Below are 22,080 nucleotides of genomic sequence, written 5' to 3'. Positions count from 1 at the left end.
CGTCCTTAGTCGTTTTGATCGTGCCGCGCTGGCCGCGCGCCCGGCACGATTGCCGCAGACGTCGCCGCCGCCGGATGCCGCGGATCATGCAACTCATCGGTCGACCACCCGCCACCCAGATCGCCGAACAACGACGCCGCGTGCAGCAGCCGCGATTCCTGCACGTTCAGCGCGGTCTGCCGCGTGGTCAGCTGCGTCGCTTGCGCGACCGCGACCGTCGTGTAATCGACGGTGCCTGCCTCGTACTCGTTGAACGCGATCGCCGCGCCACGGTTCGCGTCGCGCACCGCCGCTTCGAGCACGACCGCCTGATCGGCGAGAATGCGCAGGCCGGACAGGTCATCCTCGACGTTCTGGAACGCGCCCAGCACGGTGCCGCGATAGCTGGCGACCGCCGAGTCGTAGGCTGCCTTCGCGGCGTCGACGTCGGCGCTGCGCAGGCCGCCGTCGAACAGCGTCTCGGTCGCGCTGCCGCCGAGCGACCACACGTAGTTCGCGGCCTTCAGCAGACCGGACAATGGCGACTGCGTGAAACCCGCCACCGCCGACAGCGAGACATCCGGATAGTACGCGGCCACCTCGACGCCGATCGCCGCATTCTGCGCGGCCATCTTGCGCTCGGCCGCAGCGATGTCGGGGCGACGTTCGAGCAACGTCGACGGCACGCCAACCGGCACCGACGGCAGCGCCGGCAGCGCGGTGCTATGGGTGATCGCCAGCTCCTCCGGATTCTTGCCGACCAGCACCGCAATCGCATGTGCGTACTGCGCGCGCGAAACGCCGAGCGCGATCAGATCGGATTTCGCGGTATTCAACTGGCTGCGCGCGGTGATCACGTCGCTCGGTGGAATCGTGCCCGCGCGATCCTGTTCGCTGACGACGTCGAGATAGTGCTGATACGCGACAACCGTTTCCTGCAGCAGATCGATGTTCGCATCGGTGGTGCGCAGCTCGATGATCGCGGTCGCGAGCGCGACCTGCTCGGAGAGCGTCGCATTCGCGAGCGTCGCCTCGGTGGATTGCGCGGTCGCGGCGTTTTCCTCGACCGTGCGGCGCACCTGGCCCCATAGGTCCGGGGACCAGCTCACGTCGCCCTCCAGCGAGCCCGAATTGATGATGCGCGCCGTCGTTCCATTGATGAAGCTTCCCGATGCACTGGTCGAACCGCTGCTCGCGCGCTCGCGCGTCGCCGAACCGGTCGCGCCGATCGTCGGAAACAGGTTTGCGTGCGCGGCGCGCACCTCGGCGAGCGCTTCCTGATAGTTCGCGTAGTCCGCGCGCACGGTCTGGTTCGACACCGCGACGAGCGGTTCGAGTTCATCGATCAACGGATCGTTGAATGCGGTCCACCACGTGCCCTTCGGGCCGGTCGCGTTCGGCTCGGCCTGGGTCCAGCCCGGCAGCTCCGAGTAAGTGGCGGGCACGCTGACCTGCAGCCGGTGATAGTCGGGGCCGACCATGCAGCCCGCGTTGAACAGCGCCAGCAACGCGACGGCGAGCGTCGCGACGCTCGGCAACCCGCAGCGCGACGCCCGCAAGCGGGCCGTTATCGATCGTTCAGTGGAAGTCTTCATCGTCATGCCATCGTATCGGGTTGTCCCGGCTTCGCGTCCCGGTTCCAGCGCAGACCCGCGGACCACCTGACCAGCCGCGCACGCAGCCGGTCGAGGTATAGATAAATCACCGGTGTCGTGTAGAGCGTAAACATCTGGCTCAGAATCAACCCGCCCATCACGGTGATACCGAGCGGCTGGCGCAGCGAGCCGCCCTGGCCGATGCCGATCGCGAGCGGCACCGCGCCGAGCACGGCCGCGAACGTCGTCATCATGATCGGCCGCAGACGGATCAGCGCGGCCTCGTGGATCGCGTCACGCGCGGTCATCTGTTGCTGGCGCTGCAACTGGATCGCGACGTCGACCATCATGATGCCGTTCTTCTTGACGATACCGATCAGCAGGATGATGCCGATCATTGCGATCACCGAGAACGGCGTGCCGAAAATCAGCAGCGCGAGCGTCGCGCCGATGCCCGCGGACGGCAGCGTCGACAGGATCGTCAGCGGATGGATCGAGCTTTCGTATAGCACGCCGAGCACGATGTAGACGACGGCGAGCGCCGCGAGAATCAGCAGCGGCACCACGCCCATCGACTGCGAATAGGCCGCCGCCGCGCCCGCGAACGAGCCGTGGATGCTGGCGGGCATGCCGATCTCGCGGATCGTGTCGTTGATCGCCGCGCCCGCCTGACTCAGCGACCCGCCGGCCGGCAGATTGAACGAGATCGTCGCGGCGACCAGCCCGCTCTGGTGGTTCACCTGCGTCGACGTATGGCTGCTCGCGTACGACGCCATCACGGCAAGCGGCACCATCGTTTCGGCGGCCGTGCTGTCCGCGCTGCCGGTCGAGCTGCCGCCCTTGCTGTTGGCGATGCTGTTGTTGGTCGCGTTCGACTGCGCGTCGGAGTTGCGCGAGTTCGTGGTCGACGACGTGCTGCTCGTGCTCGCGTTGGTCGAGCTCAACGCCGACACCGTGCCGTGCGGCATCTGCGTCGCGGCCGTGCCGCTCGGATTGCCCGCCGACTTGCTCAGATAGATCTGGTTCAGCGTCTGCGGATACTGCCAGTACTCGGGCGCGACCTCCATCACGACGAAGTACTGGTTCAGCGGGTTATAGATCGTCGACACGGTGCGCTGGCCGAATGCGTCGTACAGCACGTTGTCGACCTGATTGGGCGCGAAGCCGTAGCGCGCGGCGGTCGCGCGATTGATCGACACATAGGTCTGCAGGCCGTTCTGCTGCAGGTCGGAGTTCACGTCGAGCAGCCGTCCGCGCTCCTTCGACAACGCCGCGACGAGCTTCGGCGTCCAGGTAAACAGCGCGGCGGAATCGTCGCTGGTTAGCGTGTACTGATATTCGGCCGCCGACTGCCGCCCGCCGATGCGTAGGTCCTGCTGCGCCTGCAGAAACAGCCGGGCGCCCGACACCTGGTTGAGCTTCGGCCGCAGCCGGTTCACGATCTGGGCGGCGGTGGCGTGCCGCTGCGACAGCGGCTTCAGCTCGATGAACACGTTCGCGGTATTGAGCGCACGTCCGCCGGTAAAGCCCGCGACCGACTGCACCGCCGGATCTCTCTGCACGATCGACTGCAACTGCGCGAGCTTCTTCTGCATCGCCGAAAACGAAATGCTCTGGTCGGCGATGATCTGGCCGATCAGGATGCCGGTGTCCTGCTCGGGGAAGAACGTGGCCGGCACCAGCTTCAGCAGGAACACGTTGCCGACCAGCAGCGCGAACAGCAGCAGAATCACCAGCAGCGAATGATCGAGCACGGCCGTCAGCGAGCGCGCGTAGACGCCCTTGAAGCGGTCGAACTGCCGCTCGATCCACTGCGCCCAACGCGCTCGCGAATGACCGGCGTGGTCGCGGCTCAGCACGTACGCGCACATGGCGGGCGTGACCGTCAACGAGATCACCAGCGAAATCAAAATCGCGATCGACAGCGTGATCGCGAACTCATGGAACATCAGCCCGACGATGCCCGGAAACAGGATGATCGGCAAAAACACCGCGATCAGCGACAGGCTCATCGAGATCACCGTGAAGCCGACTTCGCCGGCGCCCTTCAGCGCGGCCTCTTTCGGACTCAGTCCCTGCTCGATGTAGCGCACGACGTTTTCGAGCACGACGACCGCGTCGTCGACGACGAAGCCGGTGCCGATGGTCAACGCCATCAGCGACAGATTATCGATGCTATAGCCGAGCAGATACATCGGCCCGAACGTGCCGACGATCGACAACGGCAATGCGACCGCCGGCACCAGCGTCGCGCGCGGCGACTGCAGGAAGATGAACACGACGCCAACCACCAGTAGCACCGCGATGAACAGCGTGCGCTCGGTGTCGCTGACCGACGACGTGACCGACTGCGAGCGGTCGATCGCAACGTCCACGTGCACGCTGCTCGGCAAGGTGGCCTGGATCGACGGCAGCACGTTGCGTATCTGCCGCACGGTGCTGACCACATTGCTGCCCGGCATTGGATAGACGATCACCAGAATCGCCGACTTGCCATTGAAGAGTCCCGCGTTGCGGATGTTTTCGTTCGAGTCGCGCACCTGGGCGACGTCGCGCAACTGCACCGGCGCGCCGTCGCGATACGCGACCACCAGATCCCGATACGGCGCCGCGTGCGTGATCTGATCGTTCGACGTGACCACATAGCGCTGATCGCCGACATCGAGATGACCCTTCGCGCTGTCGGCATTGGCCGCGCTGATCGCCGCGCGCACGTCTTCCATGCCGATGCCGTAGCTATTGAGCTTGCCCGGCTGCAGCTCGACGCGCACGCTCGGCAACGCGCCGCCGCCGAGCGTGATCTGGCCGACGCCCCGCACCTGCGACAACTGCTGCTGGATCACCGAATCGGCGGAGTCGTACAACTGCGCCTTCGTCAGCGTGTCGGAGGTCAGCGACAGCACCATGATCGGTGCATCGGCCGGGTTGTACTGGCGGTAGCTCGGATTGCTGCGCAGCGTGGTGGGCAGATCGGCGCGCGCGGCCTGGATCGCCGCCTCGACGTCGCGCGCGGCGCCGTTGATGTCGCGCTTCAGGCCGAACTCGACGATGATCATCGACGAGCCGACGTAGCTGATCGAGGTCAGCTCCTCGACGTCGGCGATCGTCGCGAGGCGCCGCTCGAGCGGCTCGGCGACCGTCGACGCCATGACGCTCGGGCTCGCGCCGGCCATGTTCGCCTGCACGACGATCACCGGAAACGCGATGTTCGGCAGCGGCGCGACCGGCATGCGGAAATACGCGAGCGTGCCGGAGATCAGGATCGCGATTGCGAGCAGCGTCGTCGCGACCGGCCGCCGGATGAAGATCGCCGGGATGTTCACCGGGTGCCCCCCGCGCCGCCTTCCGGCGGGCGCCCGCCCGGTTCGTCGCCGCCGTTGCGCTCAGCGCGTGCGGCGCGCCAGCGGTTCACGCGCGCGGCCATGCGGTCGAAGAACAGATAGATCACCGGCGTCGTGAACAGCGTCAGCATCTGGCTCAGCGTCAGACCGCCGATGATCGCGAGACCTAATGGCCGGCGCAGTTCCGAACCGGTGCCGGTGCCGAGCAGCATCGGCAGTGCGCCGAGCATCGCGGCGAGCGTCGTCATCAGGATCGGCCGGAAACGCAGCAGCGACGCCTCGAAGATCGCATCGCGCGGCGCCTTGCCGTGATTGCGTTCGGCGTCGAGCGCGAAGTCGACCATCATGATCGCGTTCTTCTTGACGATGCCGATCAGCAGCACGATGCCGATGATGCCGATCACGTCGAGATCCATGCCCGCGAGCATCAGCGACAGCAAGGCGCCGATGCCCGCGGATGGCAGCGTCGACAGGATCGTGACCGGATGGATGAAGCTCTCGTACAGCACGCCGAGCACGATATACACCGCAACGAGCGCCGCGATCAGCAGATAAACCTCGCTGGAGAGCGAATCCTCGAACGCCGCGGTCGCGCCTTGCAGCGACGACGTGATCGACGGCGGCAGGTCGATCGCCTGCTCGGCCTGGTGAATCTCCTTGACCGCGGTGCTCAGCGACGCGCCCTTCGCGAGATTGAACGACACCGTCACCGCCGGAAACTGCGCGAGATGGCTGATCACGAGCGGCGCCTTCCTGATCTCGATCTTCGCAATGCCGGAAAGCGGCACCTGACCGGTGCTGCTGGTCTGGCTCGGCAGATAGAGATCGCCGATCGATTGGAGAGTCGGCATCGTTTCCGGCTTCGCGACCAGAATCACCCGGTACTGGGCCGACTGCTCGAAGATCGTCGACACGATGCGCTGACCGAGCGCGTCGTACAGCGCATTGTCGATCGTCGCGGGCGTGATGCCGAAGCGCGCCGCCAGTTGCCGGTTCACTTCGACGTTCACGCTGAGGCCGTCGCTGTTGAGATCGCTTTGCACGTCCGACAGCGACGGAATCCGTTTCAGGCGCGCGACGAGTTCCGGCACGTACTTCTGGAACGCCTGCTGACTCGGTCCGCGCAACGCGAAGCTGTACTGGTTCGGCGACACGGTCGTGTCGAGCGTCAGGTCCTGCTCGGGCTGCATGAACAGCTTGACGCCCGGCACGTGCGCGACTTCCTGCGCCAGCCGTCGCGCGATTTCTTGCGCGTTGTCCGAGCGCTTGTCGCGCTCGCGCAGATTGATCAGGAAGCGGCCGTTGTTCAGTGTCGCGTTGGTGCCGTCGATGCCGACGTACGACGTCAGCGACACCACGTCCGGGTCCTTCAGGACGGCATCGGCGAGCGCGCTCTGGCGCTGCACCATCGCCGCGTACGAGACCGAGTTGTCGGCGACGCTGATGCCCTCGATCACGCCGACGTCCTGCACCGGAAACAGGCCCTTGGGAATGACCACATAGAGGATGCCGGTCAGCACGACGGTGGCGATCGCGACCATCAGCGTCAGCGTCTGATGATCGAGCACCCAGCGCAGGCCGCGCTCGTAGGCGGCGAGCGTCTTGTCGAAAAGGCCCTCGCTGATTCGCTCGAAGCGGCTCGGATGCCGCTCGGCCTGTGCGCGCAGCATCCGGGCGCACAGCATCGGCACCACCGTCAGCGACACGACCGCCGAAATCACGATCGTGACCGCGAGCGTCACTGCGAACTCGCTGAACAGGCGCCCGATCACGCCGCCCATGAACAGCAGCGGAATCAGCACCGCGATCAACGAAACGGTCAGCGACAGAATCGTGAAGCCGATCTGCCCCGCGCCTTCGAGTGCGGCTTCGAGCGGCGACATGCCCTCTTCCAGATAGCGCACGATGTTCTCGATCATCACGATCGAGTCGTCGACCACGAAGCCGGTCGCGATGATCAGCGCCATCAGCGACAGGTTGTCGATCGAATAGTTGAGCTGGTACATCACCGCGAGCGTGCCGATCAGCGAGACCGGCACCGAGATGCTCGGAATCAGCGTGGCGGGGACGTTGCGCAGGAACACGAAGATCACCGCGACCACCAGCACGATCGCGAGGATCAACTCGAACGCGGCGTCCGCGACCGACGCGCGGATCACGCCGGTGCTGTCCGACACGACGGTCACTTTCATGCCGGCCGGCAGCGTCGATTCGAGCTGCGGCAGCTCCTTCATGATCTGGTTGACCGTCTTGATCACGTTCGCGCCCGGCTGGCGCTGCACGTTCAGCACGATCGCGGGCGAGCCGTTGTACCAGGCGCCGCGCTCGACGTCCTGCGCGGCCTGGCTCACGCGCGCGACATCGCGCATGAACACCGGCGAGCCGTTCTGGTAGGCGATCACCGTGTCCAGATAGTCCTTCGGATCGGTGATCTGATCGTTGCCGTTGATCGTGTAATCGAGGTCGGGGCCGTCGAAATTGCCCTTCGGCTGGCTCACGTTCACGTAACTGAGCAACGTGCGCAGGTCGTCGATATTCAGGCCGTAGGCGGCGAGCTTGTGCGGATCGGCCTCGACGCGGATCGCGGGCACGTTGCCGCCGCTCGTCGTCACGACACCGACGCCCGACACTTCCGAGATCTTCGTGCCGAGGCGATTGTTCGCGACGTCTTCGAGTTGCGTCAGCGACATCGACTTCGACGTGACCGCTAATGTCAGGATCGGCTGGTCGGCGGGATTGACCTTCGCGTAGGTCGGCGGCGCCGGCAAGCCCGACGGCAGATAGCTGTTCGCCGCGTTGATCGCCTGCTGCACGTTCTGCTCGGCGATATCGAGGTTCAACGACAGATCGAACTGCAGCGTGATCACCGACGCACCGTCCGAGCTGTACGAGGTCATCTGCTGCAGGCCCGGGATCTCGCCGAGCTGCACCTCGAGCGGCGCGGTGACAGTGGTCGCCATCACGGTCGGGCTCGCGCCCGGATAGAAGGTCTGCACCTGAATGGTCGGATAGTCGACATTCGGCAGCGACGACACCGGCAACACCCGCATCGCGATCAGACCGACGAGCACGAGCGCGATCATCAGCAGCAGCGTCGCGACCGGGCGAAGAATGAACAGGCGGGAAATATTCATCGGCGCGGCGGTCCGTTACGACGAAGCAGCTTCGGACGTGGCGGCGGGCGCCTTCGGGCGGGTGACGGCCGCGCCGCTCGCCGCGGCGGCGGGCTTCGGATGCGCCGGCTGGATCTTCGCGCCGTCGTTCAGACGATCGGTGCCGTCCGTCACGACCTGGTTGCCGGCCGCGAGACCCGACAGGATCACCGTGTGCCTGCCGTCGCTCGGCCCGATCTTGACCTTCCGCACGGACACGGTGTTATCCGGATTGACCAGATAGACGAAGTCGCCCGGCGCGCCGGACTGCACCGCGACGGTCGGCACCAGCACCGCGTTCTGCATCGTGTCGACGAGCAGCTTCACGTTCACGAACTCATTGGGGAACAGCGCTTCGTCGTCGTTCGCGAAGGTGGCGCGCAACGTGACGGTGCCGGTCGCGGTCGCCATCTGGTTGCTGAGCGCGTACAGCGTGCCGGTCGCGATCTCGCGCGAGTTGTCGCTCGAATACGCGGTAACCGGCAGCTTCGCGCCGCTGTTCACACGCTGAACGATCGACGCGAGCGAATCCTGCGGCACCGTGAACTGCACCGTGGTCGGCTTGACGGTCGTGATGACGACGATGCCCGTCGACGACGACGCGGTCACGTAGTTGCCCGGATCGACGAGTCGCAAGCCGACCTTGCCCGCGATCGGTGCGGTAATGCGGCAATAGGCAAGGTCGAGATCGTATTGGGCGATGTTGGCGAGGTCGACCTTCACCGCCGCTTCATCCTGCTGCACGAGGAACTGCTGATCCGCGAAGGTTTGCTGCGCGATCGACTTGCGCTCGTTCAATTGCGTATAGCGCTCGAGATCGGCGCGCGCCTGCGCGAGTGACGCGCGGTCTTTCGCGAGCGTTGCCTCTGCCTGCTGCTTGCTGATCTGATACTGGCGCGGATCGATCTGCGCGAGGAACTGGCCTTTCTGCACCTCCTGGCCTTCGTGATAGCCGACCTCGGTCAGATAGCCGCTCAACTGAGGTAGCACGGTCACGGTTGCGGTGGGGGTGACCGTGCCGAGCTCGCTCAGCGTGACGGGCATCGAACCGAGGCTTGCCTGCGACACGGTGACGACGATCGCCGCGTTCTCGCGCACCGGCTTCTTGCGCGTCAGCAGATGAACCGCGACGAGCGCAACCAGTACGAGCACGATAACCGCGAAGAGGATGAGCCCGCGTCGCGAGCGCTTCGGCGGCGGGGACACGGTTTCGCTCATGTTGCTCTCCGGGAACGGATGTTGGCTTTGATATTCGGTTGGAAGGTCGTCCTCCGAGCGGACTGCGCAAAAGTGCCACGGTTCATGCGCGTTGTCATCAGTCGAGATCCATTGGACGTGTTGTTATGAAGACGTAAGGAAGTGGGCGGGGGCTTGAGCACGGGCATGCGCCAATGTACCCGGCTCGCGCCGGGCTTGAGTTACAGCGGTGCAACATGTTGGCGAGTGGAAGAGTCGGGGCATCGATCGGAGCAGCACGCGGGGGCGGGCATCCCGATGGCTCGCGTGTTGGGCGCGGCGGGTCATCGCAATACGCGGTAACAGACGACAGCCAATTGAAAAGCGGATCGTCCGTGCAGAATCGTCACAATCGTTCGCTATCCTCCCAAGCCAGCGTCGCGCGCGCCGCGACCATCACGACACTTCACAACGTCACGCCGATGTCCATCACCGTCAATTTCCCCGCCGAGGTCCGCGACTGGATCGCCGCCAATCTCACGCGAGGCGTTGCGCCGCAAGCCATCGTCAACGAGATGGTCGCCCGCAACAACGCGGCCGAGCTCGCTTCGGCGATGGTCGATGCGGTCTCGTCGGCGTTTCTATATGGCGCGCCGCTGCCCGGCGACAAGCTGGAAGTCGGCGGCGCGCCGCTCAGCTATGAGCCCGAGCCGCTGCGGGTGGCCGACGGCCCGCTGATCCAGCTCGGCGAGCGCAAGGTGCGCGTGCTGTCGCGATTGCAACGGCCCGCCGCGGTGCATCTGGCTAATTTTCTGAGCGGCGACGAATGCGAGCAGCTGATCGCGCTCGCGCAGCCACGGCTCGACCGCTCGACCGTCGTCGATCCGGTGACCGGCCGCAATGTGGTCGCCGGTCATCGCAGCAGTCACGGGATGTTTTTCCGTCTCTGCGAGACGCCGCTGATCGCGCGCATCGAAGCGCGCATCGCGTTGCTTACCGGCACGCCGGTCGAAAACGGTGAAGGTCTGCAAATGCTGCATTACGAGGTAGGCGCGGAGTCCACGCCCCATGTGGACTATCTGATCACCGGCAACGCGGCGAATCGCGAGTCGATCGCGCGCAGCGGCCAGCGCATGGGCACGCTGCTGATGTATCTGAAAGATGTCGAAGGCGGCGGCGAGACGGTGTTTCCGCAGCTCGGCTGGTCGGTCGCGCCGCAGCGGGGGCATGCGCTGTACTTCGAATATGGGAACCGCTTCGGGCTGTGCGATCCGAGCTCGCTGCACGCGAGCACGCCGCTGCGCGCGGGGGACAAGTGGGTGGCGACCAAGTGGATCCGCAATCGGCAATTTGTGCCGCGGAATCCGGGGTGACGATTTGAGCCGGCGAGTGTCGACCATACAGGTCGATTTTCGCCGCGAACGTCCCTCATCAAGCCGTTTTTAAGTGGATCGGCGCCATCGGTTGCCGAGCAGCCTGCCCGGATCGCACCCCTCCTACGTAGGCTCATATTACAATGCCGGGCCAAAACGCTGCCCGGAACGGCGGCACACAGACCAAAAGGTTCAATGTCGACCCAGCTTTCGAATCCCACGTCGCTCGCCTCGGCCTCCGACCAACCTGCCGCCGCAGGCATCGCATCACTCGGCTGGCTATTACCCTTCCACGCGCTGATCTGGACGCTGGCCGCCTGGCTGGCGCGCGGCAATCTCGACATTCAGGGCGACATGGTCGAGACCTATGTCTGGGGCATCGAGTGGCAGGCCGGTTACGCGAAGCATCCGCCGCTGTCGTCGTGGGTCGCAGCGGCCTGGTTCAGCGTGTTCCCGCATACCGATCTCGCGTATTTCGCGCTGTCGGCGGTGAACGTGCTGGTTGGCCTGGCCGGGATCGTCGCGCTCGCCGGGCGCTTCATGCCGCGCCAGATCGCGATCCTCGCCGGGCTTGCGATGGCGGTTTCGCCGCTTTACTCGAATCTCGCCATCAAATTCAATCCGAACGCGATCCTGCTGTCGGTCTGGCCGTGGACCGCCTACTTTTTCGTCCGCTACGTGCAGCCGGGCAGCCGCCTCACGCGCAGCGGCGCGGCGCTCGGTCTCGGGGCGTGCGCGGCGCTTGCCGTGCTGGGCAAGTACTTCACGATCGTGCTGCTGCTCGGCCTCTTGCTGGCATTGCTCGCGCGTCCCGCATGGCGTGCGCGCCTCGTCAGCGTCGATTCGCTGCTCGCGGTGGCGGCGGGCGTCGCTGTGCTGGCCCCGCACGTGCACTGGATGATGGTTAATCATTTCCCGACGCTCGAGTATGCCGCGCAACGCACCGGCGGCACGCTGCTCGCCGCGGTCGGGCGCTTTGGCATCTATACGCTCGCGCAAATCGGCTATCTCGCGCTCAGTTTCGTTTTCGTGCTGTTGATGGTGCGCACGCGGGGGGCTGCGCGGCTCATGGCGCTGAGCGTTGTTCGGAGCGCGTCGTACCCGGATCTCTGGTGGCTCGCGCTGGGGCCACTGTTCGCGGTGGGCCTGCTATCCGTGATCGGCAAGACGCAGATGGCCTCGGTGTGGGGCATGGCGCAGTGGTTCGCGATGGTGCCGCTCTGGCTTGCCGTGCTCGTGAAAGCGCGCTTCGAGTTCGCGCCGCAGCGTGCCATCCGCGTCATGGCGGTGTACTGGGCGCTGGTGCTCGCGGTGTCGGCCGTGGTCGGCTACACGGGGGCGCGGCGCAATACCGACGACGCGGCCGAGCCGCGCGCGGAACTCGCGGCAGCCGCGCAGGCGGCGTGGCATCAACGCACCAGCCAGCCGCTGTCGATCGTGGCGGGCTCGACGCATGAGGCCGCTTCGATGGTGTTCTATGACGGCGGCCGCGCCCGCTTCTGGGATCTCCACTGGCCGGCGGCAACGCCCTGGGTCACACCCGCCGATTTCGCGCGCCAAGGCGCGTTGATTGTGTGCCGCGGCGACGACTCGGACTGCATCGCGACGGCATCGTCGCTAAGCCATGCCGCGCCGATTGCGCTTGAGGTGAGCAAGACCCGATGGGGACGGGAGTTGCCTGCGCGTCCCTACCAACTGTTCGTGATCGTGCCGCAGTCGTGAGCCACGCGCGCACCGCGCCAACGAGGTCCATGCCACCGAGGGTCAACCTGACCGAGCGCGTGGAAAGGGGTACCATGAGTGCACCATCGAACGCTCCGCTCATCTGTGCGTGAGCGTCTAAAAGAAAAGAGGAGCACATGACGAAGCGAGTAATCGTGACCGGCGGCAGCGGCCTGGCCGGAAAATGGGTCGTCCAGAACCTGGTCGAGCATGGCTACGAGGTGATGAATCTGGATCGCGCGCCGATGGCAGCGCGCACGGCGCGCACGTTGATAACGGACATCACCGATGCGGGCCAGGTATTCAATGCGCTCGCATCGAGCACGGCGCCCGGAGAATTCGCCGACGACCTCGAGCCAAAGCCGATCGACGCGATCGTGCATTTTGCGGCGATCCCTCGCATCATGATCACGCCCGACAACGAGGTCTACCGGATCAACGTGATGGGCACGTACAACATCCTCGACGCAGCGTCGAAGCTTGGCATCCGCAAGGTGATCGTGGCATCGAGCGAAACCACGTACGGCATGGTGTTCGCGCACCGGGATCGCAGTCCGGAGTACTTCCCGCTCGACGAGGAATATCCGGTGAACCCGATGGACAGCTACGCGACGTCGAAGGTTGTCAACGAAGTGACGGCGAAGGCGTTCCACACGCGCACCGGCTCCGACATTTACTGCTTTCGTATTGGCAACGTGCTCGAACCCGACGACTACGCGAAGTTTCCGGCGTGGCTCAAGGATCCGGCACTGCGCAAGCGGATTGCGTGGAGCTATATCGACGGCCGCGATCTCGCGAACGCCTGCCGGCTCGCGATCGAAAAGGACGGCCTCGGCTTTCAGGTCATGAACGTCGCGGCCGACGACGTATCGTCCGACGTGCCCACCGCGGAACTGCTCCGACGCTACTACCCGGGCGTGCCGGTCAGGAAGCAACTCGGCGAGTTCGAGACTCTGCTCAGCAATGAAAAGCTCAAGCGCCTGCTTGGGTGGAAACAGCAACACTACTGGCGCGACGAAGCGAAAAACATCGTCCAGTAGCAGGCTTTTCGATGAGGGCTTGGGTCCACCAAGTCCCTCATTGAACCGCCACCCTCAGCGCTGGAAAACCTCATCGGCAACCCAGCCCTGGTCGGTCAGATGCACGCCTTCACGCAACTGCATCGTGCCCGCACCTTCGATCACCCGCTTGACCATCGGAAACACACGCTGCGCGTCCTGGTCCTTCGCCCACGGCGCCGGGTCGATCTTGTACGTGTAGACCACCGACGTCACCGTCTTGCCGTCCATCTGCATCGGCCGTTCCCAGCCGACCACTTTATCGAGCGACAGCGAAGCCGCGCAGAAATCGGCCGGATGCGTGACGCGCGACGCCGCGGTCGCGACCACTTCCGGAATGTGCAGATAGTACTTCTGGCCTTCCGGCGTCAGCTGATACTGCCGCGCGGACGCGGTGATCTTCTTGCCGTCCGCATCCACGCGTTCGACCAGCATGTCCTTGCCCACCACCAGCCCGAGCTTTTCGAGCACCGGCATCTGGATCGCGTCGCGCGTGCCGTTGGCGCGGTCTTCAGTCGTCGTATAGATCGGCCAGTCGTATTTGGCGAGGCACAGATGGCCGCGCTTGGCCAGATAGTCGTTGATCGTAGCCGTGAAGTTTGCCTGATTCGCGTCCTGGCTCTTGTCGTGGCAGCCGGCGAAAAGCGTCAGGGCCAGCAGGGAAAGCGCGCCGCCTGCAAGGCGGGCGGCGGTGGAGCGTCGCATCATGTCGTCGTTGCTCAGGTTGAGTTGCGGTATTGAAAGTCGTCAGTTCACGCAGGCACCGCTCGTCGGCGGCGTGGCGGGCGGTTGATAACCGTCCGTCAGCGTATTCAGGAAGCAGACCAGATCGGCGATGTTCTGCTGCGTCAGCTGCGGCGTCGAGTGAACCGGCCGCGCCTTCGCGCCGTCGGCCGCGGTCGTGCCGCCCGCATCGGTCTGGCCTTGGCCCATCGGCAGTTCTTCGTCGATGTTGCCCCGGTACGCGCTGGGCAGATCGTTGAACGGCGTGGCCGTCGCACCGGACGCGGCGCTCGGGAACAGCGCGAACGACGGGTTCTGCACCATGTTGCTGCTATCGCCGCCGCTGCTCGGATACCAGTACTCGGGGTTCGTATCGCGCGTGTTGTAGAAGTCGAGCACCTGCACGAGCGAGTGGAATACGCCGTTGTGGAAGAACGCAGTGCGCGTTGCGACGTTGCGCAGCGTCGGCACCTTGAAGCGGCCGCAATACGGATCGGGCACGTTGACGCCGGTGAACGAATCCGGACCCGCGCCGCTCGTCGCGCTACCAGGCGAGTGGATCGTGTTCAGCGGACCGCACAGACCCAGGTCGTAGTACGCGGTGTTGGTATTGCTCGGGATCGGATCGGGATTGTCCGGTATCGACGTATCGTTGCGCGGCACACCGATCGCCTGATACGTGAAGTCGGTCATCAGACCCACCGAGCCGTTGAAGTTCGCGCCCGCGTAGTGGCAGGCCACGCAACCGGCGCCCTTGTCGGTGTCGTTGAAGAGTTCGAGGCCGCGCAGTTCGGCCGCCGTCAACGTGCCGCCCACCTTGTTGGACTCGAACAGGTCGAACTTGCTCGAATATGGCGCGAAGCTCGGGTCTTCCGTCTCAAACGCCTGCAGAGCGAGGCCGATGTCGGCGAACGCGGTGTCGGCGTTGGCGAACACGCCCGAGCCGAACGCCTGCTGGAACAACGATGCATACGACGCGCCCTGCACGACCTTCACGACATCGGCTGCCGACGCGTTGTTCATTTCGAGCGGATTGAGCAGCGGCATCGACACCTGGGTGGCAAGCGTGGTCGCGCGTCCGTCCCACATGAAGCCGCCGCCGGGCGCATTCTGCGTGATGCCGTCGGGGTTGTCGGCGACGTCGTTGTACGGAGGCGTCATTGACTTGTAGCGTAGCGAGGGCACCGCGCGCTGACCCGCCAGCGACGGATCGGAGCCGAGCTGCACGGCGAGGCTGTTGGGCGGCCCGTACGCATATTGCGGGTTATGGCAGCTCGCGCAGGACATGTTCTTGTTGCCTGACAGGTTCTGATCGAAGAACAGCTGTTTGCCGACCTGCGCCGCGGCGCTCAGCGTGACCGTCGCGGGCGGCGCGATACTCGCCGTGCCGCCGCTGCCTGACGACGACGAGGTCTGGCTCGAGCCGCCGCCATCGCTGCCACCGCCGCCGCATGCGGTCAATATCAGGGAGAGCGCGCACAGCACGCTCGAAGTAAGTGTTCGCATGACGATGTCGTGGTACCTGAATCCGATTGCCGGGCGGTCCTGGCTGGGCCTCGTGCAGGGCCTGGCTACCTGCGCGTACCGCTAAGGCCGCGCGGCAATGGGACGAACGGAATGGAAAACTGCCGGACCACTCGATACGTGGGCCGGCAGCAAGCGCTGCTCGCGTCTGGCTGCGATACAAGACGGCGAACCGGCTTGTATCGCATGCGGATCGGCTCCTTACTTCGCCGACTTCAGCGACCAGATGTTGGTCTGGGTCGCGTCGGGGCCAGGGCCGCGCGATGCCAGCGACGTGCTCGTCACGTCAACCATGTTGAGCTTCTGCGTGTAGGTCGCCGGCGTAACGTACGCGTGGTTCATCGGACGGACCGAGTCGAAGTGCGTGTCGGAACTGCCCGCGAGTTCCGGCAGATTCGCGATGTTCGCAGCGATGAACGACTCCGTGTACTTCGCACGAGCGAGGTACGTGTTCGGCTGCTGCGGATCGGCGATCTGGAACATGTCCTGCAGCGTGCGAACGAACGAGAAGTGGCTGTACTCGTCGCTATCCACGACGTTCGGGTTCGCCTGGTTCGTCGCGACACCGAACACCGAGTTGCCGTGACCATGGTTGCCCTGGTTGTACAGCGTCGTCGTGACCGGCGTGTACTTGCCGCTCGCGAACGACAGCGGTTGCTGGTTCACGTTCGAGGTAACCGGATTCCAGCCGCAGCACGCGGTCGAGCTGCCTTCGCCTTCGTCGAACATCACGACGATCGCGACCTTGCGATTCGGGTTGGTCCAGATCGGCGAAGCCTGGATCTTGGCGACCACCTGACGCACGTAGTCGTCACCGCGCTGCACGATCGCGGTGCTGCCGCCCGTGCATGACGGATCCGAGCCGGTGCCGTGCATGTCGTCGCACTGGTCGGGCATGATGAAGTTCACGTTACCCACGTCGCCGGTCGCGAGGTCGGTGCTGAACTGGTCGTAGTTGTAGTTCGCCGGGATCGGGTAGGCCTGCGACTTCGCCAGGTCGGCGGCCGAGTACTGCGTGCCGAACATCGTGCGGTTGTCGGCGTGGAACTCCGGCAGGTTACGCGTCTGCTGATAGGCCATGCCCGGATGGTGCTTGGTCTTGTACAGCGCGCCCGGCATCGCGAAGGCCGTGCCGGTGCTGCCCGGACCCTTGTAGGTGTCCGAAATCGTCGGCTCGGCAACGCTGTCCGCGCGCGGGTCCTGGCCCGGGTTCATCGACTCGCTATAGGTACGCCACGTCATACCCGCTTTCGACAGCAGCGTGAAGAGGCTCGGCGCCGAGACGTTGTGATTCGCGATCGAGGTCGTCGATGCGCACGCGCCGGTCGTCGTATAGCCCGACAGGTGCGAAGTGTCTTGCGGCGGCAGTGCGCCGGTCGCAGCGAGCGGCTGGCCGTCCGAAGCGGTACCGCCGGCGAATGCCGCGTCGGTCGGTGCGTTGGCGCCGCTCGTGCCTGCGCCGCAGCCCCACCAGTTGTCGTCGACGATACCCCAGTCGTCGGCGCCGCCGAGTGCCGTGTAGTTCGGCTCGCTCGGATTGCCGGTCGAGTAGTAGGTCGTGAACTGCGCGTTGCTGCTGAGGAACTGATTGATGAACGGCGCGTTCGTCGAACCGAGAATGCCCGGCGTGCCCGTGACCGGACCCACGCTGTGGTTCTCGAGCATGATCACGAACACGTTGTCGTAACGCGGAATGCCTTCGACGTTGAACGCGGCTTGCTGCGACTGCGCGTACGTGATCGGTGCTTGCGTCTGCGTCGACTTCACGGCCGTCGACGCGCTCACGCCCGTTACGCCGACGATCGACGGATCACCGCCCGTCACCGCCAGGTTGTCCGGGTACAGGTCGCCGCGATCGAGCTTGGTCGTCGCATACGTGTAGCGGTTCGCGAGCTGGTTGTCTTCGAACAGCACGGTCTGCTGCTCGACACCGGACAGCTTGTTCACGTCGCCGAGCGCGTCGGCGGCGGTGACCGTCACCGACGAGGCGCCGAGTGCCGGACCCGTCAGGCGCGCTGCGACATTGGCCTTCTCGGTTGCGTAGCTGGTGCCGTTCGCTTCGACCAGACGCTGCACTTCGGTCGACATCGGGCTGATCACGATGTTCGCCGCGCCCTGATCGGCGATCTGCGCAGCCGAGGCGCGCAGGATCACGTGGCTCGCGACAGCCGCGCCGCTTGCGGTGTTGGTTGCCTTCGTGCTGACGTCGGCGATCAGCTGACCGCTCGCGCTCGATTGCAGCGAGAAGTGGCCGTTGCTGTCGGTCGTCGCGCTCGCTTCACCCGAATCGCACTTGCCGTTGCCGTTCGTATCGAGGCAGACGGTTGCGCCGGCGTAATAGCCCGCTTTGATGGTCGGGTTACCGGACGCGTTGCCCGGCACGAAGTTGGCGGCCGTCACGACACCCGCATAGGTCGTCGGTTGAGTGGTACCGGTGCTCGCCGTGTCGTTGTGATCGGAGCCGCCGCAGGCTGCGACAACGCAGGCTGCCGCGATTGAGGTAAGAATCAGCGTGGTGCGTGATGTGGGACTGACCGACATTGTGGGACCCCTGTTGGTTTCGATGACGACTTTCCGCCCTAATGAAACAAATCCGTATTTTTTTACGCAGCGGGATTATCTAGCGGCAATGTTCCCTTTTTATGACATGGAACTTTTGCTGAATTTTCCTATCGCCTAGTCCCATTGAATGGAAAAGCGTGGGTTTCATCGAACTGAAATGCCGGTCTGATAGCCGCGCATGCTCGCGCGCGCACGACGTGCGTCGCCGGCGCGGATGTCGCGTGAAGGGGTGTGGGTGATCGGCTAAAGCCGGGACGGCTCGGGCGAGCCGTCGTTGTCAGCGACGCGCTGCTAGCCGTGACGGGCTGCAGCGCGAAGCCGGCAGGAGGATGGGCGCGTCAGATGCCGCGCCCGGGTAGCAAAGTAGTCAGAACTGCTCGATCCACGTGGCAAGGCGATCGGCGGCGAACTCGGTGCCGTGCTGCGCCGGCCGGAACGCGATCGCATCGCCTTCGCGTGCTGGCTGCAGTGCAGCGTCATTGCCGTCGAGCCACAGAAGACTCGCCAGCCATGCGGCGTGTGCGCTCGACACCGCGTTGTTGCCCGGCTCCGCGAGAAACTCCGCGAGTGCGGCCGGCTGGTCAAACACGAGACCATCGCCTTCACCGCGCACCTTGATGCCTGCGTCTGCAAGCGCCCCGGTCAGCGCCGTCAGCGCGCCGCTCGCGCTCGCGCCGCCGTGACGGTTACGCAGCGCGGCGAGGTGCGCCGCCACCGTATGACCGAACGCGCCGCTGCGGGCACTTTCGGCCGCGATCAGATCGGAGTAGTCCTGCAACAGCCAGTCGGGCTCGGAAGTCGGCACGTCGGCGAGTACCGCCGCGGCAAGATAGGTCTCGACCGGCTGGAAGCGCTCGGGCCCGATCAGCGTGGCCGACAGCGTGCGCAGCAGACCGATGCGCGTGGCGACCACCTGCTTTTGCAGCACGCCCAGCTTCTCGCGCACCAGCGTATCGCGCTCCTTGCGCAGCTCGGCCAGCTCGAGCGCCTGCTTCAATTCCATGCGCAGCGCCGTGATGTCCCACGGTTTCTTGATGTAGCGATGGATATGACCAAGGTTGACGGCCGCGACGGTCTGGTCGATCTCCGAATACGCGGTGGTCAGAATCCGCACGACATGCGGAAAGCGCTCGCTCGCATAGCGCAGCAGCTCGTTGCCGAACTCGCCCGGCATGCGCTGGTCGGAGACAAGCACCCCCACCCTGTCGCCATGCTCGTCGAGCAGCGCCTTGCCCTCTTCCACCGAGCCGCCAGTCAGGACCGGCGCGAGGCTTCCGATGGCACGCTGGAAGTACTTGACGGCGGTCGCCTCGTCATCGACGAAGATGATCGCCGGCGCCAACTCCTCTGTGGCTTTTGCTTCGTTCATCAACAACTCCTGTGCGTTTGACCTTTGATATGGGGGAAATCCAGCACTACGGTGGTGCCTCCCCCCGGCGTGGACTCGATCCTGAGTCCGCCGCCACAGGACTGCATGACACGGTTGCATAGAATCAGGCCCAAGCCGTTCCCCCCGGATTTCGCGTGCGTCGTAATTGGGTCCGTCAACAGGCGGTCTTTGATTTCCGGCGGAATTCCCGGGCCGTTGTCGCAGATGCCGATGCTCGGATGGGGCTCCGTCGTCACGGTAAAGCGCACCGACGGCGAGCGCACCTCCGCGAGCGCGCGCAACGCGTTGGACAACAACGACGACAGCACGAGCGCCACGCAATTCGGTTGCGCGAGCACGGCAAAGTCGCTGTCGACGTCGACCTGCACCCACGAGCGCTGCGCGGTCGTAAACGGATACGTATCGAGCAACGCCGAGATCAGCCCATGCGCGGTGCTTTCGATGCGTGCTTCGTCGCCTTCCGGTTGCCGGCGCCCGTTGTGGACGGAGCGCCAGAAGGACGACACCACCGCCATGCAGTACTGCGCGCTCTCGCGCATCGATTTCGCGGCGCCGAGAATTTCGCCCTCCGCATCGCGCTGCGCGTCGGTGCGATCTTCGATACTGTGCGCGTTCAGCGCGATCGCCGCGAGCGGCGTATTCAGTTCGTGCGCGATGAACGCGAGGGTTTCGTCGATGGCGATCAGACGCTGGTTCTGCATCGCACGTTCGTGATAGCGCTCAAATGCCAATTGCAGCGTATCGCGCACCGCAGCCGGCTTCAGCGGCTTTTCGAGGATGCGGAACACCTCGCCGGTGTTGACCGTACGCAATAGCATCTCGACGTCGGCGTAAGCGGTGACCAGAATGCGCACGATATGCGGGTATTCCAGCGCGACCTGACGCAGCAGGTCGCCGCCGTCGCGCCCCGGCATGCGGAAGTCCGTGACCAGTACCGCGATGCGGGCATTCTCCTGCTCGAGGATAGCGATTGCCTCGTCGCTGCTGGTGGCGAGCAGGACCTCGTAATCCGCACCGACCGTGCGCGCGAAATATTTGCAGGCCAACTCTTCGTCATCGACGTAGAGAAGAGTGGGCTGTGTCTGTCGGATGTCATTCATGGCGTTTCTCAGGGCGCAGGCGACAGATCGAAACTGAATGCCGCCCAACTTCCCAGTTCGCTTTCAGCAAACAGCAGACCGCCGTGGCGCTCGATCACCGCATAGCTGATCGACAGCCCCAAGCCCAGGCCCTGTCCCACTTCGCGGGTCGTAAAGAACGGCTCGAACACGCGCGCAATATTTTCCGGCGCGATGCCCGGCCCGTTGTCTTTGACCGTCACGTGCAGGCGACCTTCCGTCCATCTCACGTTGATGTGAATCGCCGGCGCGGGCGTGGCCGCCTTGCGCATCGCCAGCACTGCATTCGACAACAGATTGATCAGCACACCGATGATGGCCGCCTCGTCGCCTTGCACGAGCGTATCCACGGGCAGTTCGCGCGTCACCGTGACGCCGCGCAATTCATGGCCGACGAGCCGGATCGCCGAATCGAGCGCCTTTTCGAACAGGAACGGCGTACCCGACTCCGCTTCGGCCCCGGGCTTGCGATACGCGAAAGTCTTCAGGTCCGACACGATGTGCTGAATCCGCTGCATGCCCTGCCGCGCGTCGACCAGACATTCCTGCAGCGTCGGCTCCTGCTTCGAAATCGGCTCTTCCAGTGCAACCTCGATCGCCATCAGGCAGAAGTTCACCGGGTTATTCACTTCATGTAGCAAGCCCGCCGCGAGCGTACCGATCGCCGCCATTTTTTCCTGCTGCAGCAGTTGGCCCTTGATGTCGAGCAACTGGCGATTAATCACTTCGAGTTCCGCATTCTTCGCGGACACCTCCGCGTTTTTCGCGGACACCTCGGCCTTCAGGCGAAACAGCATGAAGCGCACGCGTTCATTGAAGAACGTGTAGACGGCACTGGCGGCAGCGGCGAACAGCAGGAGCAGAACATTGACGGTCAGCGTGCCGAGCGGCATGCCGTCATGCGGGGGCAGCAGACACGCGACCAGATAGAGAAAGCAGGACAACACGCCGAACACGAGGTTTTGCCACAAGCCAAATGGCAACGCAATGCCGGACGCGAAGATGGCCAGATTCAGGCCCATGTAGTAGGGCGACAAAACACCGTCGGTGCGCCAGATCATCCATGAAATCATCGCCTGCGGCAGCAATAGCCACGACAGCGTCAGCCACGGAGTCAGGCGCCGCCCCATGTCGGTATCGAGCAACGCCACGATCCCGCCGATCATCAACGACACGAGCAGACGCGCGAGCGCGAAGGACGTCTGATACTGCGGATACTGCGCGTAATCCAGCCCCACGCCGAGCAGCACGAGCGCAATGGCGGTGCACGCGCCACCCCGGCTGAACGTGACGCGAAAGTCGGCCAGCTCGGTTTGATAGCCGCTCTGCAGGGGACTGGTAGTCATGGACAGGGTTGTCGACACGGT

13 protein-coding genes are annotated in these 22,080 nt (G+C 64.7%); 3 read left to right on the top strand and 10 right to left on the bottom strand.

Features of this window, described 5'->3' with window-relative positions; genetic code table 11:
- Positions 1-5 precede the first annotated feature (5 nt).
- The 4 genes from BJG93_RS17680 to BJG93_RS17665 are packed head-to-tail and all read right to left on the bottom strand — an operon-like array spanning position 6 to position 9,285.
- Positions 6-1,580 carry an efflux transporter outer membrane subunit gene (locus BJG93_RS17680; protein ID WP_027195607.1) on the bottom strand — a complete coding sequence of 525 codons (1,575 nt, stop codon included), beginning with the start codon at positions 1,578-1,580 and terminating at the stop codon, positions 6-8.
- On the bottom strand, positions 1,577-4,897 hold the full coding sequence (locus BJG93_RS17675) for an efflux RND transporter permease subunit (RefSeq protein WP_027195606.1): 3,321 nt from the start codon (positions 4,895-4,897) through the stop codon (positions 1,577-1,579). The genes BJG93_RS17680 and BJG93_RS17675 overlap by 4 nt, the downstream gene beginning before the upstream one ends.
- Positions 4,894-8,049 (bottom strand): efflux RND transporter permease subunit, encoded by a 3,156-nt coding sequence (locus tag BJG93_RS17670; protein ID WP_071336623.1) that lies wholly within the window; start codon positions 8,047-8,049, stop codon positions 4,894-4,896. The genes BJG93_RS17675 and BJG93_RS17670 overlap by 4 nt, the downstream gene beginning before the upstream one ends.
- A gap of 15 nt (positions 8,050-8,064) precedes the next feature.
- On the bottom strand, positions 8,065-9,285 hold the full coding sequence (locus tag BJG93_RS17665) for an efflux RND transporter periplasmic adaptor subunit (RefSeq protein ID WP_027195605.1): 1,221 nt from the start codon (positions 9,283-9,285) through the stop codon (positions 8,065-8,067).
- Positions 9,286-9,725: 440 nt separating this feature from the next.
- Between BJG93_RS17665 and BJG93_RS17660 the strand changes: the two genes are divergently transcribed.
- From BJG93_RS17660 to BJG93_RS17650, 3 genes are all read left to right on the top strand, one after another.
- Entirely contained in the window at positions 9,726-10,616 is an 891-nt protein-coding gene (locus BJG93_RS17660; protein ID WP_027195604.1) for a 2OG-Fe(II) oxygenase, read from the top strand.
- 195 nt (positions 10,617-10,811) lie between these two features.
- Positions 10,812-12,338, top strand: a complete 1,527-nt coding sequence (locus BJG93_RS17655; RefSeq protein ID WP_027195603.1) for a glycosyltransferase family 39 protein — start codon at positions 10,812-10,814, stop codon at positions 12,336-12,338.
- Positions 12,339-12,475: 137 nt separating this feature from the next.
- Positions 12,476-13,378, top strand: coding sequence for an NAD-dependent epimerase/dehydratase family protein (locus tag BJG93_RS17650; RefSeq protein WP_027195602.1), 903 nt, complete (start codon positions 12,476-12,478; stop codon positions 13,376-13,378).
- Positions 13,379-13,432: 54 nt separating this feature from the next.
- Here BJG93_RS17650 and BJG93_RS17645 read toward each other — a convergent pair whose 3' ends face one another.
- The 6 genes from BJG93_RS17645 to BJG93_RS17620 all read right to left on the bottom strand — a co-directional run bounded on the left by BJG93_RS17645 (position 13,433) and on the right by BJG93_RS17620 (position 22,059).
- Positions 13,433-14,104 carry a hypothetical protein gene (locus tag BJG93_RS17645; RefSeq protein ID WP_027195601.1) on the bottom strand — a complete coding sequence of 224 codons (672 nt, stop codon included), beginning with the start codon at positions 14,102-14,104 and terminating at the stop codon, positions 13,433-13,435.
- 39 nt (positions 14,105-14,143) lie between these two features.
- Positions 14,144-15,625, bottom strand: coding sequence for a cytochrome-c peroxidase (locus BJG93_RS17640; RefSeq protein WP_027195600.1), 1,482 nt, complete (start codon positions 15,623-15,625; stop codon positions 14,144-14,146).
- Positions 15,626-15,844: 219 nt separating this feature from the next.
- Entirely contained in the window at positions 15,845-18,184 is a 2,340-nt protein-coding gene (locus BJG93_RS17635; protein ID WP_027195599.1) for an alkaline phosphatase family protein, read from the bottom strand.
- Between the two features lie 388 nt (positions 18,185-18,572).
- Complete coding sequence (locus BJG93_RS17630; protein ID WP_027195598.1) at positions 18,573-19,574, bottom strand: response regulator; 1,002 nt, start codon at positions 19,572-19,574, stop codon at positions 18,573-18,575.
- A complete protein-coding gene (locus tag BJG93_RS17625; RefSeq protein ID WP_027195597.1) occupies positions 19,574-20,695 on the bottom strand; it encodes a hybrid sensor histidine kinase/response regulator in 1,122 nt (373 codons plus the stop codon). The genes BJG93_RS17630 and BJG93_RS17625 overlap by 1 nt, the downstream gene beginning before the upstream one ends.
- Positions 20,696-20,703: 8 nt before the next feature.
- A complete protein-coding gene (locus BJG93_RS17620) occupies positions 20,704-22,059 on the bottom strand; it encodes a sensor histidine kinase (protein WP_027195596.1) in 1,356 nt (451 codons plus the stop codon).
- Between the last annotated feature and the right edge of the window lie 21 nt (positions 22,060-22,080).

The organism is Paraburkholderia sprentiae WSM5005 (assembly GCF_001865575.2).
Lineage (GTDB): Bacteria > Pseudomonadota > Gammaproteobacteria > Burkholderiales > Burkholderiaceae > Paraburkholderia > Paraburkholderia sprentiae.
Note: the sequence above shows the minus strand (reverse complement) of the source record. Positions and strands in the feature narration are given on the sequence as shown.